General features: G+C 57.4%; 13 protein-coding genes. All 13 read left to right on the forward strand.

Annotated features, from left to right (window positions below; genetic code table 11):
* Positions 1-287: 287 nt before the first annotated feature.
* The 13 genes from recN to HMPREF9451_RS02655 all read left to right on the forward strand — a co-directional run bounded on the left by recN (position 288) and on the right by HMPREF9451_RS02655 (position 14,860).
* Positions 288-1,922, forward strand: a complete 1,635-nt coding sequence (gene recN / locus HMPREF9451_RS02590; protein ID WP_009138739.1) for a DNA repair protein RecN — start codon at positions 288-290, stop codon at positions 1,920-1,922.
* 785 nt (positions 1,923-2,707) lie between these two features.
* The gene (locus HMPREF9451_RS02595) at positions 2,708-3,820 is read left to right on the forward strand and encodes a homocysteine S-methyltransferase family protein (RefSeq protein WP_009138740.1); all 1,113 of its coding nucleotides are present in this window, start codon (positions 2,708-2,710) and stop codon (positions 3,818-3,820) included.
* A 152-nt stretch (positions 3,821-3,972) separates the two neighbouring features.
* The gene (locus HMPREF9451_RS02600) at positions 3,973-4,224 is read left to right on the forward strand and encodes a hypothetical protein (protein WP_009138741.1); all 252 of its coding nucleotides are present in this window, start codon (positions 3,973-3,975) and stop codon (positions 4,222-4,224) included.
* Between the two features lie 601 nt (positions 4,225-4,825).
* Positions 4,826-7,153: an anaerobic ribonucleoside triphosphate reductase gene (locus HMPREF9451_RS02610; RefSeq protein WP_009138742.1), complete on the forward strand. Its 2,328-nt coding sequence runs from the start codon at positions 4,826-4,828 to the stop codon at positions 7,151-7,153.
* A gap of 88 nt (positions 7,154-7,241) precedes the next feature.
* Positions 7,242-7,889 carry a 4Fe-4S single cluster domain-containing protein gene (locus HMPREF9451_RS02615; RefSeq protein WP_009138743.1) on the forward strand — a complete coding sequence of 216 codons (648 nt, stop codon included), beginning with the start codon at positions 7,242-7,244 and terminating at the stop codon, positions 7,887-7,889.
* A gap of 533 nt (positions 7,890-8,422) precedes the next feature.
* Positions 8,423-9,085: a YveK family protein gene (locus HMPREF9451_RS02620; RefSeq protein ID WP_040625973.1), complete on the forward strand. Its 663-nt coding sequence runs from the start codon at positions 8,423-8,425 to the stop codon at positions 9,083-9,085.
* Positions 9,086-9,087: 2 nt separating this feature from the next.
* Positions 9,088-9,861 (forward strand): CpsD/CapB family tyrosine-protein kinase, encoded by a 774-nt coding sequence (locus HMPREF9451_RS02625; protein ID WP_009138746.1) that lies wholly within the window; start codon positions 9,088-9,090, stop codon positions 9,859-9,861.
* Between the two features lie 8 nt (positions 9,862-9,869).
* Positions 9,870-10,520 (forward strand): CpsB/CapC family capsule biosynthesis tyrosine phosphatase, encoded by a 651-nt coding sequence (locus HMPREF9451_RS02630; RefSeq protein ID WP_040625974.1) that lies wholly within the window; start codon positions 9,870-9,872, stop codon positions 10,518-10,520.
* Between the two features lie 186 nt (positions 10,521-10,706).
* Positions 10,707-11,219, forward strand: a complete 513-nt coding sequence (gene loaP / locus HMPREF9451_RS02635; protein WP_009138748.1) for an antiterminator LoaP — start codon at positions 10,707-10,709, stop codon at positions 11,217-11,219.
* Positions 11,200-12,015 carry a sugar transferase gene (locus HMPREF9451_RS09330; RefSeq protein ID WP_232204086.1) on the forward strand — a complete coding sequence of 272 codons (816 nt, stop codon included), beginning with the start codon at positions 11,200-11,202 and terminating at the stop codon, positions 12,013-12,015. Before loaP ends, HMPREF9451_RS09330 begins: the two co-directional genes overlap by 20 nt.
* 104 nt (positions 12,016-12,119) lie before the next feature.
* Entirely contained in the window at positions 12,120-12,860 is a 741-nt protein-coding gene (locus HMPREF9451_RS02645; RefSeq protein ID WP_232204087.1) for a sugar transferase, read from the forward strand.
* Positions 12,861-12,867: 7 nt separating this feature from the next.
* The gene (locus HMPREF9451_RS02650) at positions 12,868-13,638 is read left to right on the forward strand and encodes a WecB/TagA/CpsF family glycosyltransferase (protein WP_232204088.1); all 771 of its coding nucleotides are present in this window, start codon (positions 12,868-12,870) and stop codon (positions 13,636-13,638) included.
* Between the two features lie 4 nt (positions 13,639-13,642).
* Positions 13,643-14,860 (forward strand): nucleotide sugar dehydrogenase, encoded by a 1,218-nt coding sequence (locus tag HMPREF9451_RS02655; protein ID WP_009138752.1) that lies wholly within the window; start codon positions 13,643-13,645, stop codon positions 14,858-14,860.
* Positions 14,861-14,866: the final 6 nt, after the last annotated feature.

Raw genomic sequence — 14,866 nt, forward strand, 5'->3', positions numbered from 1 at the left:
CTAGGGGCAAAAGACGCGCATCGTTTCTTTTCCGGCAATAGGACTTTGCAGGCGAGGGTGCCGCTTGTTTCATGATGAAAACGCTCGCTTTTCTGGCGGCTTTCTTGCCGTATTCTTCCTGCGGACTTAAACCGTGCTGTTTTGCGCGAAGAACGAGGAAGACAGGGCTTGTCTCGAACATTTGTCCATGCTTTTGCGCGATAATGTGCCAAGAATTATTCGGTGCGGCGCGTGGTGCAGTCCGGATTCGGCTTGCGCCGCCGTGCCGTGTTTTTGCGAGGTGCTGTATGCTTGATGAACTTCATGTCAAAAACGTCGCTTTGATTCGCGATGCTTCGTTCGTCCCGTCTTCGGGGCTTACCGTCATCACGGGCGAAACGGGCTCCGGCAAAACGGCGCTTCTCTCGGCTATAAAACTTTTGGTGGGCGAGCGCGCCGATGCGGCAACGGTCCGCGAGGGAGAATCGGCCGCCTCGGTTGAAGGCAGGTTCTTTCTGCGCGGCGAAGATGCCCCTGATGGCCATGTGGCTGTTCGAAAGGTGAGCGCGGATGGGCGCAGCCGCGTTTCCATAGACGGCTCCATGGCCACGGTCGGCCAGCTTGCCTCCCGCATCGGATCGTCGGTCGATTTGTGCGGCCAGCACGAGCACCAGCGCCTGCTCAAGGCATCGGGCCATCTTGCCATGCTCGATGCGTGGGCGGGCGAGGACGTGGCCGCTGCGCTTGCTTCCTACAAGAGCGCTTTTGCTGCCGCGACCGAGGCAAAAGCCGAGCTCGAGCGTGTGCAGGAGGCTTCCCGCGCAAGCTCGGCCCAGCTGGAAGAGGCCCGTTTCATCGTGCAGCGCATAGACGAAGTGTCCCCTTCGGTCGAGGAATACGAAGAAATCAGGCAGGAGCTGCCTCGCGTCGAGAACGCGGAGGCTCTGGCTCAGGCGGCGGATGCGGCCTACTGGGGCCTTTCGGGAGACGGCGGCGCGGTGTCTTCGCTGAACAACGCCATCATGCAGCTCGAATACATGCAGAAGATGGACCCTACGCTTTCTTCCGCATGCGAAGCGCTCAGCGAAGCCTCCTATATATTGGAAGATGCTGCCCGCGATGTTCGCGCGTATCGGGATGGCATAGACCACGACCCCACATCGTTTGCGCGCCTGCAGGAGCGCATGAGTGCGTTTCAGGGTCTCATGCGCACGTACGGCCCGCGTATGGAAGACGTTGTGGAGCGTCGTGAGCGCGCGGCCGACTTGGTTTCCTCGGTGGATGATGCGCAGGAGCGCGTGGCGCAAGCAGTCCAGGCGCTTGATGAGGCGGAAGAGGTCTTGGCGCTTAAAGCGGCCGACCTGGATGCCGCCCGCAGCGCAGCGGCGCCGCTGTTCGCTGAGCGGGTGAACGCTTTCATGGACCGTCTGGAAATGGGAGGCGCCGGGCTCGTGTGCCAGTTCGTGCCTTTGGATCGCGAGAAGTGGACCTCGGCGGGTCCTTCGAAATTCGAGTTCGCTTACAGGCCTTCTGCGAGCATGACCGCGCGTCCGCTGGCCCGTATTGCGTCCGGCGGCGAGGTGAGCCGCGTGATGCTGTCCGTCAAAGCGGCGCTTGGCGCGGTGGACGAGGGCGACACGCTCATGTTCGACGAAGTTGACGCGGGCGTGGGTGGTTCGGTTGCGCTTGCCCTGGCCGACGTTTTGGCCGATTTGGCCGAAACGCACCAGGTCATCGTGGTGACTCATCTTGCGCAGGTGGCTGTTCGTGCGCAAACGCATTACCTGGTAAGCAAAAACGTCGCGGAAGACGGCTCTATTCCGGAGACCACGCTGACGGAGCTTGACGAAGAGGGACGCGTGCTGGAAGTGGCGCGCATGCTTTCGGGCAATTCGAGCGAGGCTTCTTGCGCCCATGCGAAAGAGATGCTCGGGATGGCGTAGCGCACGCGGCTTGCCGATCGAATTTCGCCGAGAAAAAGATTGAGGCCCGGAGGGGAAGCCGGGCCTCACACAAGGAGGGGATTTACGATGCCTAGGCATCGAATGCTGCTATGAAGCAGGCAAGTGAAGGAGGGGAAGCCTTCGAACTTGCACTTGTCATTATAAGGGGCGCTTTTTGAGAACCTATGGCGAGGCTGTGGAGGTCTGATGTATGACTAGACGTTGTTTCTAGGTGGGGCATCTTTTCATCGGGAAGAGCTATCGATAGCGTAAAACGTCACGAGTCCGCAGCGCATTCTATGTCTGGGCGCTTGGCTTGAGCGAGACGCGAGGAGGTCGCGAAGGGAGCGCGAGGAGGGTCGCAAAGAGGGAGCGCGAAGAGCCGCGAAGGATAGCGAAGGGGATGAGGGTGCAAGGCTGAATGAGGGGATTCAGGCGGGTGCGTTCTTGGAAGGCGAATTGCCCAGAAAACAAATCGAGGCCCGGAAGGGAAGCCGGGCCTCACACAAGGAGGGGGTTACGGCGTCTTTGCGCCGCTTCTGCTTAACGAGCAGGCAAGCGAAGGAGGGGAACCTTCGTGCTTGCACTTGCAAGTATAAAGGCCTCATTTCAAGAACCTATGATGGCCCTATGGAGGTCTAATGGACAAAACTTCAAGGATGTGTGAAGTAACCGCTCACCGCCCGCCTTGCCCGCTCACTTTGCGTAGGTTTTACTTATATATGAAGGCTTGATGAATACCCGGATGCAATCATGCGGTCTTTTGAATCAGGCGCTGCGGGGCCATGCGCTACAATAGCGTCCCGAAAGAGACCTTTGCTGCGCTTGCCGGTGCGTGCATGCCGCGCATCGCCTGGCGGGCTCGTTGTACGCTTGCCGAACAGGTGCGTACTGTGCGCCCGTTCAATAAGCTTGCATCGCGCGTCCGTCAACGGCGCGCTCCCATCTCGCCCATTTCCGCCCATCTGAAGAGGAGCTTCACCGTGGCCGATATAGAACTTCGTTTTCACAAAGACATGCTGGTGCTTTCCGCGCCTGTCGCCTTCGCCCTGGAGCGTCAAGGCATCAATATGCAAGAGGATGGCGAGCTTGTTATGCTCATGGAGCCCGAAACTGTTCAGGATGCCCTCCGCATGGAGTCGATGACCGGCGCTCAGTGCCTGGTCGCCGGAACCGAAGGGATTTGCGAGGCCCGTCTTGCCCACAACCGTATGGAAGATCGCGCGCAGGAAATAGCGCTGCGGGCCCTGGAGGGGGCTTGGGCGTGCAAGCCTCAGCACCTGATCTGCGAAATAGGCTCGTGCGGCCTTCCTCTTGACCCATCGAACGAAGGCTCTCGCGCTCAGACCGAGCAGCAGTACGAAAACGCCGTGCAGACGCTCAACGATGCGTCGGCAGAGCTCGATTTGGGCATGTACGATGCGATTTTGCTAAACGGGCTGCGCAGCGTGGCCGATGCGGAATGCGCCATCAATGCTGTGCGCAGAAAGACCGACCGGCCTGTGTTCGCTTCCGTTGACCTTGACGAAGACGGCCTTTTCGCGGGCAAGGACGTCGAAGATATTGTATCCGCCCTTGATCGGGCCGACGTGGTAGGGCTTTCTTGCGCGGCCGAAGCGGCGACGATTGCCGAAGCTGTGCGCCGTTTCGCAGCGCTTACGGAAAAGCCGCTGCTGGTGCAGATTCGCGTGAAGGCCGCGACCGCTATGGAGAAGAAACGCGCAACCCTGGGCGTCTCTATTCCTGGCAACCCCTATGCAACGCCCGATTCTCTGGCCGATGCGGCCTTGGCTCTGCGCGCGGCGGGCGCTCAGTTCCTGCGTGTCGTGGGCGAAGCGACGCCGGCATGCACGGGTGCGCTTGCTGTTGCCGTGAGCGGAGCGGACTGCCTTCGCTAGTCTGGAACACCCGATTTGAAGCGACCGGTCGGCGTTGCCGAAAGCGGCCTCGAGTATGCGTGGCACGTCCGCGGCGAAACGCTGCCCGCGCCGTCGCGCCCCGAGCGCCCTCGGACATTTTCGACCACGATAATCCAACCGAAGGAGGCCGTATGGCCCTGCTGGAACGAAGCGAATCGTACGGAGAGCTGCAGCGTGTCGTTGACTACCTCTTTAAAGACGCCCAGTTCGTTGAGCGTCTTGATGTGGTCCTTGCGGCCGAAACCTTCGACATCTGCGCCGATTTGCGCGAAATAGTCGACCTGCTGCCCCCTGGATCGTATACGCGCATCGCCCTGTGTGCGCAGCTGAATTCCTCTATTGCCGGGCATGCCTGGGGGTATGTCTACGGCACCGTCGAATAGGACGCACTCTTGGTTTGCCCGGGCGTGCGTTAGCGTGCCCGGGTTTGCTTGGTTCCGCCTGAGCGTACCTGAGTGTGCGTGGGTGCGCCGGTGGCTTGCCCGTTGCGCCGGTTTCGCAATTATCCTGCTTTTCGGAGAGCGGTTGTTCAGCGTGAACCATGGGGTGCGAAAGGGGTGAATCAAAGATTTTTCTTCCCGAATAACACCCCTTTTGACCTGCGGCTGAAGTAAGCGGACTCGCATGCCGCTGGCGGATTCGCTCTTGCAATTTGAAGATGCTCAAAATACCATATCTATACAAGCAATAAATACGCATCCACTATATATTGTGGATGCGTATTTCTATCAAAAAAGCCTTGCCAGGCGATCGGCGGCTCTTCGAATGCGGCGTGCGCTTTCGATCGACCCCCATGCTTGGACCAGGCGGCGCACGCGGGGCGCAGCATTTGCGCATGGAGCGAAGCCGGTTGCTACATGCTCGGTTTCGTCCGTGGCAGACAAAGCGCACGATGCGCATGCGGGGCAAAACAGGTTGAACAGAGGGCGTAGTGCGCGCATGCGCGCCGGCATCGTGCGCCCTTCGCGGCGAAAGGGGCAGGCTATGATCGAGACCATCGTCAAACGCGACGGACGCACCGCCGATTTCAAGATCGAGAAGATCGTCGAAGCGGTGGACAAGGCTTTTCAGGCATCTGGCTCCATGCAGCCGCGCTCCGTTTCCTGGAAGGTGGCAGAAGACGTGGTGGCCCGCATAGAGAGCGGGGCCGTGGAAGGTGTACCCACGGTTGAAGGCGTGCAGGACCTTGTCGAAGAGGCCCTCATCGACGAAGGCTTCGGCCAAACGGCAAAGGCCTATATTCTCTACCGCGCCGAGCGTAACCGCGTGCGCGATGTGAACAGCCGCATCTTTCAAACGCTCAAGGACATCACGTTTTCCAAAGCGTCGGATTCCGACATGAAGCGCGAAAACGCCAACATAGACGCAGACACCGCCATGGGCACCATGCTCAAGTACGGCAGCGAATCGGCCAAGCAGTTCTACGAGATGTGCGTGATCGCGCCCGAGTTCGCGACGGCGCATGTCAATGGAGACATCCATATCCACGATATGGACTTCTACACGCTCACCACCACCTGCTGCCAGATTGACCTGCGCAAGCTGTTCCGCGGCGGATTTTCCACCGGCCACGGCGTGTTGCGCGAGCCGAGCGACATCGCCAGCTACTCCGCGCTTGCCTGCATTGCCATCCAGAGTAACCAAAACGATCAGCACGGCGGACAGTCCATTTCCGATTTCGACTACGGCCTGGCCGAGGGCGTGCGCAAAACGTACCGCCGCCTGTTCAAAAAGCACATAGCCGAAGCGTGCGACCTTTTGGCCGATCGCGAGGATGCGCGCGAAATTGCCCAGCGGGCAACCGCTGCGGCCGAAGAGGCCACGGGGACGTGGGCGTCGCTTGAAATGGACGAAGGCTACCGCGCGTTTGTTGCCGAAGCGCTTGCGAACGAAGGCATCGAACGTCCGTTGGCAGAGCGAGCGCTTTCCTATGCGCAGAAAAACGCCTTCAAAGATGCCGACCGTGCAACCTATCAGGCCATGGAGGCTCTTATCCACAACCTCAACACCATGCATTCCCGCGCGGGTGCGCAGACGCCGTTTTCCTCGGTGAACTACGGCATGGACACGTCTCCCGAAGGCCGCATGGTTATCAAGAACGTGCTGCTTGCTACGGAGGCCGGCTTGGGCTCGGGCGAAACGCCCATCTTCCCGGTGCAGATCTTCCGCGTGAAGGAGGGCGTGAACTACAATCCGGGCGATCCGAACTACGATTTGTTCCGCCTGGCTATGCGTTGCTCCGCGAAAAGGCTGTTTCCCAACTTCAGCTTCGTGGACGCGCCGTTCAACCTGCCATACTACAAGGGCACGCCCGAAACGGAGATCGCCTACATGGGATGCCGCACGCGCGTCATGGGCAACGTCTATGACCCCGATCGCGAAATTGTAACCGGGCGTGGCAATCTGAGCTTCACCTCCATCAACCTGCCGCGGCTTGCCATCATGGCGAAGGGCGATGTTACGTTGTTCTTCCGGATGTTCGACGAAAAACTCGCTTTGGCGGTGGGCCAGCTTGACGAGCGCTTCGAAATTCAGGCGCGAAAAAAGGTCTATAACGCTCCGTTTTTGATGGGGCAAGGCGTCTGGCTGGATTCCGAGAAGCTCAAGCCCGAAGACGAGCAGCGTGAAGTACTCAAGCACGGCACGCTCTCCGTGGGCTTCATCGGTTTGGCGGAAACGCTGGTGGCGCTTACGGGCAAGCATCATGGCGAAAGCGCCGAAAGCCAGAAGCTTGGCCTGGAGATCGTGGGTTACATGCGCCGCTACTTGGACAGACTTTCTGCCGAGCGCAAGATGAACTATACGCTGCTCGCTACGCCTGCCGAGGGTCTTTCCGGTCGTTTCGTGCGCATGGACAAGAAGCGCTTCGGCGTGATTGAGGGCGTCACCGACCGCGATTACTACACCAACAGCTTCCACGTGCCGGTGTATTACAGCATCAGCGCGTTCGACAAGATCGACATCGAGGCGCCGTATCACGCGCTCACCAATGCAGGCCACATCAGCTATGTGGAGCTTGACGGCGATCCCACGGAAAACCTCGACGCTTTCGAAGCGGTGGTTCGCCATATGAAAGAAGCGGGCATAGGCTACGGATCGGTGAATCATCCCGTGGATCGCGACCCGGTGTGCGGATACAACGGCATCATCGGCGATGTGTGCCCGAAATGCGGCCGCGCGGAATCGGACGGCGTAGCCTTTGAGCGCATCCGCCGCATTACGGGTTACCTGGTAGGAACCATGGATCGCTGGAACGATGCGAAAACGGCGGAAGAGGCCGACCGCGTGAAGCATTCGGTCATGACGCGTTAACGCGTGCTGTGCTCCCGCGCCCGCGCCGCCTGTTTCATGAAGGGCCGGCGCGGGAGCACCGAAGAGCAATGCGAAAGGGCAGGACGTTATGGCGCAAGAACAGACGAAGAACACGCGCCGGGTACAAGACGAACTGGGTGCCGTGTATGCGATGCCCATTCGCATGTACGGCGTGGTGGAGGAAAGCATAGTGGACGGACCGGGCTTGCGTTTCTCGGCGTTCGTCCAAGGGTGCAGCCATCATTGCCCGGGGTGCCACAACCGAGAGAGCCAGTCGCACGAAGGCGGGTATCTTTCGACGGTGGGGGAGCTGTGTGAGCGCATTGCGAACAACGCGTCCGTTTCGGGCGTGACGCTTACCGGGGGCGAGCCGTTCGAGCAGCCCGAGGCATGCCTTGCCCTTGCCCGATGGTGTAAGACGCGTGGGCTGAGCGTATGGGCGTATTCGGGCTATTGCTATGAAGACATTCTGGCGGGCAATGTTCCCGGACGCAAAGCGCAGGATGCCTCGCAGACATGCAGGGGCAATGCCGCCCGTTGCGCAGCACGCGCGCTGCTTGACGTGTGCGATGTGCTGGTGGACGGTCCGTTCGTTATGGGAAGGCGTTCTTACGACCTGCATTGGAAGGGGTCTTCGAACCAGCGGGTGATTGACCTTGTGGAAACAAGGCGGCTTGGGTGCATGGTGTTGTGGCGAGATAAAATCATGGATTTCGCCGTCCCGGAAAACTGGTAAGAGTTTCGGGCAGGGTCCGAACACAACGCCGAATACGGTTAGGGCGAATGAGAGGGTTCCAGCCGTGATGGCGTGCAAGAACGCGAAGCGTTTCGAACGCGGCGGGGCGCCCTCCCGCGCAGCCTCAAAAGCGCGGTAAGCAGGCTGAGGAGTGCGGAGGTGGCGGGTGCTAGAAAGTCGTCTATAAGCAAAGACGCTAACCAAGCCCTAATTTCATATCGAGAAGCTATGAAATACCCCAATGAGCTGGGTTTGTACGAGTTTGTGGAAAATTTCATTTTGAGAAAAATTTGCATGACGAAGAGCGATGAATCGTAAAGATGGGGTATTATTTCTAACGTATAAGCTTGTTTCGTAACGGGTATGCGTGATTCGTCAACCAACGGAGTGTTTCCGTAAAATAATCGTTGAATGAAATGAACCAATGCATGCCCCATGCCTGGCACGCTAGCGTGCTTTTTTCGCGTATGGGTACGATTCGGCGCGTCTTGTTTGAGGCGTGTACGCAGATGGACGAAAGGTTTTTTGAACGGATGACACTGCTTGAATTGCTGCAGCTTTTGCGCAAGCGTCTGGCGCTCGTGATTGCGCTGCCTATTGTATGCGCTCTTGCCATGGGTGCGTATAGTTACTTCTTCATGTCTAACACATACACGGCCTCTACAAGCCTGTATGTGCTCACGAAGACGGAAACCTCCAATGGCAGTAGCAATATGTATAGCGATTTGAACGCCAGCCAGCTACTCACCAATGATGTCGCAACTCTTATCAAGAGTGATCGCGTCATGGGGGATACGGCAAAGGCACTCAGCATGCAAAGCCTTGCCGGTTTTGATGTGGCCATTACAAGCGAAACCACTACGCGCGTCATCACGTTGTCTGTTACGGGCGAAGATGCAGACGCAACGGCCGTTGTGGCCAACAAGCTCGCTGAAAGTGCTTCTAGCGTTGCGCAGGAGGTCATGGACATCCAGAGCGTTAACGTTATTGACAAAGCAGTTGCCCCAGTAAATCCCAGCGGCCCCAATCGTCCTATGTATGTGGCGGTTGCCTTGATGGCCGGCCTGTTTTTGGCGGTTGCCATTGTGGTGGTGGCGGACATGCTTAACACCAAGGTGCGCCGCGTTGAAGAGGTTGAAGAGCTGCTTGGGCTTCCTGTCATCGGTCGTATGCCTGCCATGAAGGGAGGTAGGTAATCATGGCTCGTAAAAAATCCCGCTCCATGAAGCTTGAGATGCAAAACGCCGCAAAAACATTGCTGGCCAACATCCGCTTCGCAAGCGTCGACAATCCTATTGCTTCGCTGGTGGTGACTAGCTCTATCCCCGATGAGGGCAAGAGCACGGTGGCCATCAATCTTGCAGAGGCTATTGCAACCTCCGGCAAAAGCGTGCTACTGGTGGAATGCGATTTTCGCAACCGTACCCTTGCAGGCATGCTGAAGGTACGCGCCCAAGGCGGCATCTATGCGGTGCTTTCTGAAGAAATGTCTCTTGAACAGGCGGTAGCTTCCACCACAGTGCCCAATATGTATCTGCTTGATGTTGAGCCGCATATCCCCAATCCGGCAGACGTTTTGTCCTCTAAGCGTTTCCGTCGTATGGTGGATGCGCTGGAAGAACGCTATGACTACGTGATTTACGATACGCCTCCGGTGGGTACGTTTGTTGATGCGGCAATTCTTTCTACGCTGGCAGACGGCACGGTGCTGGTGGTGCGTGAGAACTTCACCAAGCGCGATGCCATCCTTGAAGCGCACGACCAGCTGCGCAAGGCCGGCGCGAATGTGATTGGCGTGGTCATGAACTACTGTGAGACCACGGCTAATGAATACTATTACGCGTATTACACGCAGAATGGGGAGCTCGACCACACCAGCGCCGCATCTGAGCCTGGCATGTTCGTGTCCACTGATGTGCGTCGTGTAGGTGGCAAGCACGGTACGCCGCCTAATCGCGCGCGCCGCGGTTAGTAACGCGTATGAGAGACGTTCATTGCCACATACTCCCCGGTGTTGATGACGGAGCGGCGGATCTCCAGGAAAGCTTACGCATGCTGGAGGCTGCGAAGGCCGCGGGTGTGACGAGCATTGTCTGCACGCCGCACTGTCGCGATCCGTATTTCGACTATGACGCTATATGGGATGCGTACGAGTTACTGGTGGCTCATGCGGGGGGGTTCCCTTTGCAGATGGGCTTTGAGGTTAACCATGCCAAGCTCATGGATTTGGGCATGGAATGGGCGGACTATCTGCATTTCGATAGCAGCAATGAGTTTCTGCTGGAGCTTTCAACACGGGCAACCCCGCATGAGTTCGAAGCATATGAGCGCACGATTTTTGAACTTCAAGGTAGGGGATACGAGGTGATTATCGCTCATCCTGAGCGCTGCAAAGCCATTCAGGATGATATCGATATAGCGAAACGACTGGTCAGCATGGGGTGCAAACTTCAGGCTTCGGCCGATTTCGTGAAAGGCGGCCGACTTGGCCGCGAGCGAAAGCCCGCCAAGCGGATGTTCGATGCCATGCTGTATCGCTACATAGCAAGCGATGCTCATTGTGCCGAGCATTACGCATACCTCGCGAAAGCACGCTCGAGCTTTCGAGTGAGGGGGGCGCACGCGCGCTAGAGCACCGCGTTATGCGCGGCGCTTACGCCTGCTTTGCTTCTGCAGGCTTGCGTACTGCATATCTCGCATGCAGAGAAATCATCGCTAGGCGTGTTTCTCTCTATGTGGGGGACATACTTGGCAAACCGTCCGGTCGCATAAGGCCGATGGCGAAGCCGTGTCTGCATGCGAAAGGAGGTAGTGCACATGTGGTATGTAGTACAGGTTGCAAGCGGGAAAGAGCAAGCAACGCTGGAGAGAATCCAAAAGTTTGTTGACGGTAGCACTTTGAAAGAGGTTTTTATTCCTCGCCGCAAGGTGATACGCAAAAGGTGCGGGGAAGAGTTCTGTGTTTCCGAGGTTCTGTTTCCTGGATACGTTTTCGTGGTAACAGAAAACCCGGCAGAGCTGCTTTCAGAGTTGAAGTACGTGCCGGCGTTTACTCGCATGTTGGGTTGCGGAAGTAACAGCTTCCTTCCTCTTGACCAAAGTGAGGTTGACGTACTGGAGGCATTTTGCGGGGCAAAGCGTCTCGTGGAGATATCTCGTGGAGTTGTCAACGGAGATGGCGTGCGTATAGAAGAAGGCCCATTGAAGGGGCATGAAGGCATCATAAGGAAGATTGACCGACACAAGCGATGCGCTTATGTCGAGATGGAAATAATGGGGCGTAAAAAATCGGTTAAGTTAGGGTTGGAAATTGTCCGAAAAGAAATATGAAAATATGGAGCCGGTGCAGGTTTCGCCGGATTCAAGTGCGATGAAGGAAGCGGCCGAGGGCGCTAAGTTTGATGCTGACAGAACCATCCAAAGTGGGTTTGCCTATGATTTTGACAGCACGGAGCCGGTTCGTCCTGATGACGCCGAGCGCGCTGCTGGTATTGAAGAGATGGTCGGAGACGAGCCGTTTAAAGGACCTGATGGGCGATACGGATATCTTTTCGTGAAAAGGGTTTTCGATTTCTGCTTCAGCGCTTCGGTTTTAATTGTATTGAGTTGGCTTTTTCTCTTGCTGGCTATTATCGTCAAGGTAGACGATCCCAAAGGTCCTGTTTTTTCAAACAACAACGTGTTGACAAAAAATGGAAAAGTCTTTTACATGTATAAATTTCGCAGCATGTGCGTCGACGCGGAGGCTCGTCTTGCTGAACTGAGGGAGCTTAACGAAAAAACGGGCCCTGTTTTCAAAATTACTGATGACCCTCGTATTGCCAAGCCGGGAAAATGGCTGCGAAAGCTCTCCCTCGATGGCTTCCTCAATTTTTTTAACGTTCTAAAGGGCGACATCCCTTTGCGCATATTTAAAACGCGCCCGGAGTTCTCTGAGGAATCCATGGGTGCGTTCGCGCTTTCCGCCAAATCTAGCACGAGCAAGAAACAGGCGTTTTCGCAGGTCGTGAGCTCTTTCACGAGCGACCTGCGGATGTGCCGCATCTCTGAGTTCAATTGTATACGCGGTGGCAGCATGGAAGGACGATTTCATGCAAAACCCGTTTTCGAGGCGGTGTGCGCATAGTGGCCAGTGATTTCACAGCCGTTTGCGAGTCCGGGCAGGCAAGGTCCGACATTTGGGATTCGCCGTCAGACGAAGTCAGGCGAGCGACGGCGAATAACAGTGCCTTGGAGCGCAAAACTGTGCGCAGCGGCTTCGCGTATGACATCAATGGCGGCGGGGGTTCAACTGAAAGCTCCGAGCGCGCCAGGCGCCTCAAGGAGGAGCTTGGGAATGTGCCGGTTACCGGCATCGAGGGCAGGGTGGCGTACCGCTTTCTTAAGCGTGCGTTCGACATCGTTTTCAGTGCGGTGGTGCTCGTTGTGTTTTGCTGGTTGTTCGCCATTATCGCGATTCTCATCAAAGTCGACGATCCGAAGGGCCCCGTGTTCTTCAGTCAGGAGCGAGTTGGCAAGGACGGTAGAACCTTCCGGATGCTGAAGTTCCGTAGCATGTGCGTGGATGCCGAAGACAAGCTCGTTGAGCTCAGGGAGCTCAACGAGAAGACCGGCCCGGTGTTCAAGATCGCCGAGGACCCGCGTATCACCCGCGTGGGCAAGTGGCTGCGCAAGCTGTCGCTCGACGAGTTGCCCCAGTTCATCAATGTCCTGCGCTCGGATATGAGCATCGTGGGCCCGCGTCCCGCATTGCCGGCTGAGGTCGCAACCTACGACGACTACCAGCGCCAAAGGTTGCTGGTCAAGCCCGGCCTCACCTGCTATTGGCAGACGCGGCGCAACCGTGACTCCATCACATTCGACGAGTGGGTCGACCTTGACCTGCTTTACATCAAGAAGTGCTCCGCATGGAGTGATTTGAAGTTGATCGTTCAGACCGTGGGGGTAGTTCTTACGGCTCAGGGAAGTTAGGCAATTGTTGAATTCTCAAAAAAATATAACAGCACCCAGGCGCTATCCGATTCTCAACACATACGTTAACGCTCTCTCGCTTGACGAGACGGTTGCCGAGGTGGAGAAGGTTATTGCTGCCGGCGTGCCCACCCAACATGTGGTGGTGAACGCTTCGAAGGTGAACCTGATGGAGGCCGATCCGGAACTGGCCGAAATCGTGAACGCCTGCCCGCTCATCAACGCCGATGGCGCCTCTATCGTGTGGGCCGCTAAGAAGTTGGGCGTTCCGCTGAAAGAACGCGTGACTGGCATAGACCTTTTTCAGCGTTTGATGGAGGTTGCCGATCAGAAAGGCTACGGCGTCTATCTCTTCGGTGCTAAAGAAGAGGTTGTCACCAAGGTTAAAGCAATCTTTGAGGAGTGCTATCCGAGTATTCGAATCGTCGGCTGTCGCAACGGTTACTTCACCGAGGTCGATGAACCTCAAATTGTGGCTGACATGGCGGCTTCGGGCGCGGACATGATGTTCGTGGCCTTCAGCTCCCCCAAGAAGGAGTACTGGGTGCACAGGTACCTGGACAAAATTAGAATTCCCTTCGTGATGGGCGTGGGCGGCAGCTTCGACGTGGTGGCGGGCGTTACCGATCGCGCGCCGAAGTGGATGCAAGACCACGGCCTGGAATGGTTCTATCGGTTCATACAGGAGCCCGGAAGGCTCTGGAAGCGCTACATCGTGGGCAACGTCAAGTTCGTGGCCCTCACGTATAAGTACAAACTCGCGAAGAAAGGCGAATAGAGAAATGGTTAACGTCATTGGCCTCGGCTACATCGGATTGCCCACTGCGCTCATGATGGCCACGCACGGCGTGGAGGTCGTGGGCACCGACTACAACGAGAAGCTGGTGGCTACGCTGAACGCTGGCCACACCACTTTCAAGGAGGATGGCCTGGACGAGCTGTTTGCTGAGGCGCTGGAGTCGGGCATCAAGTTCACGACCGAGTATCAGGTGTGCGACACCTACATCGTGAGCGTGCCGACGCCCTACGACAAGCTGGACAAGAAGATCGACCCCTGCTATGTGATCGCCGCTTGCAAGACGGTGCTCGAGGTCGCCCCGAAGGGCGCCGTGCTCGTGATCGAGTCGACCATCTCGCCCAACACGGTGGATCGCTTCGTGCGCCCGCTGCTCATTGAGGCTGAACGTGAAGATGTTAAGCTCGTGCACGCCCCGGAGCGCATCATCCCCGGAAACATGGTTTACGAGCTGCTGCACAACAACCGTACGGTTGGTGCGGACGACCCCGAGGTGGGCGAGGAGGTTGCTAAGATTTACGCAACCTTCTGTCAGGGCGAAATCAGTGTGACCGACATCCGTACCGCTGAGATGACCAAAGTCGTCGAGAACACCTTCCGCGCAATTAACATCGCATTCTCCAACGAGCTTGCCAAGATCTGCCGTATCGGCGGCATGGACGTGGCGGAGGTCATTCGCATCTCCAACAAGCACCCGCGCGTGAACATTCTGCAGCCTGGCCCCGGCGTGGGTGGCCACTGCATCCCCGTCGACCCATGGTTCCTGGTGGGCGACTACCCCGAAACGGCAAACTTCATCCGTCTGGCGCTTCAGACCAACGCGGGCATGCCTGAGTATGTGCTGCATCGTGCCCACGAGGTTATGGCCGAGCGTGGGATCAAGGATGCCTCCAAGGTGGGCATCTACGGCCTGGTCTACAAGGAGGACGTTGACGACGTGCGCGAGAGCCCGACGCTGCAGATGCTTGAGTCCATGGAGGAGCACCTGTGCGGTGGCGTCGTGAAGGTGTACGACCCGTGGGTCGAGCGCGACGAGGTTCCGGGCCAGGTGCACTCCATGGAGGAGTTCCTGGACGGCCTGGAGATGGTGATAGTGATGGTGGGTCATTCCCAGATCAAGGGCAAGCCCGAAGTGTTCGGCGACCGCATCCTCATCGACCCGCGCAACGTGTGTGGTGACGGTGAGAACGTCTACAAGCTGTAGGGGCTA

It is taken from the genome of Slackia piriformis YIT 12062, assembly GCF_000296445.1.
Taxonomy (GTDB): Bacteria; Actinomycetota; Coriobacteriia; order Coriobacteriales; family Eggerthellaceae; genus Slackia; species Slackia piriformis.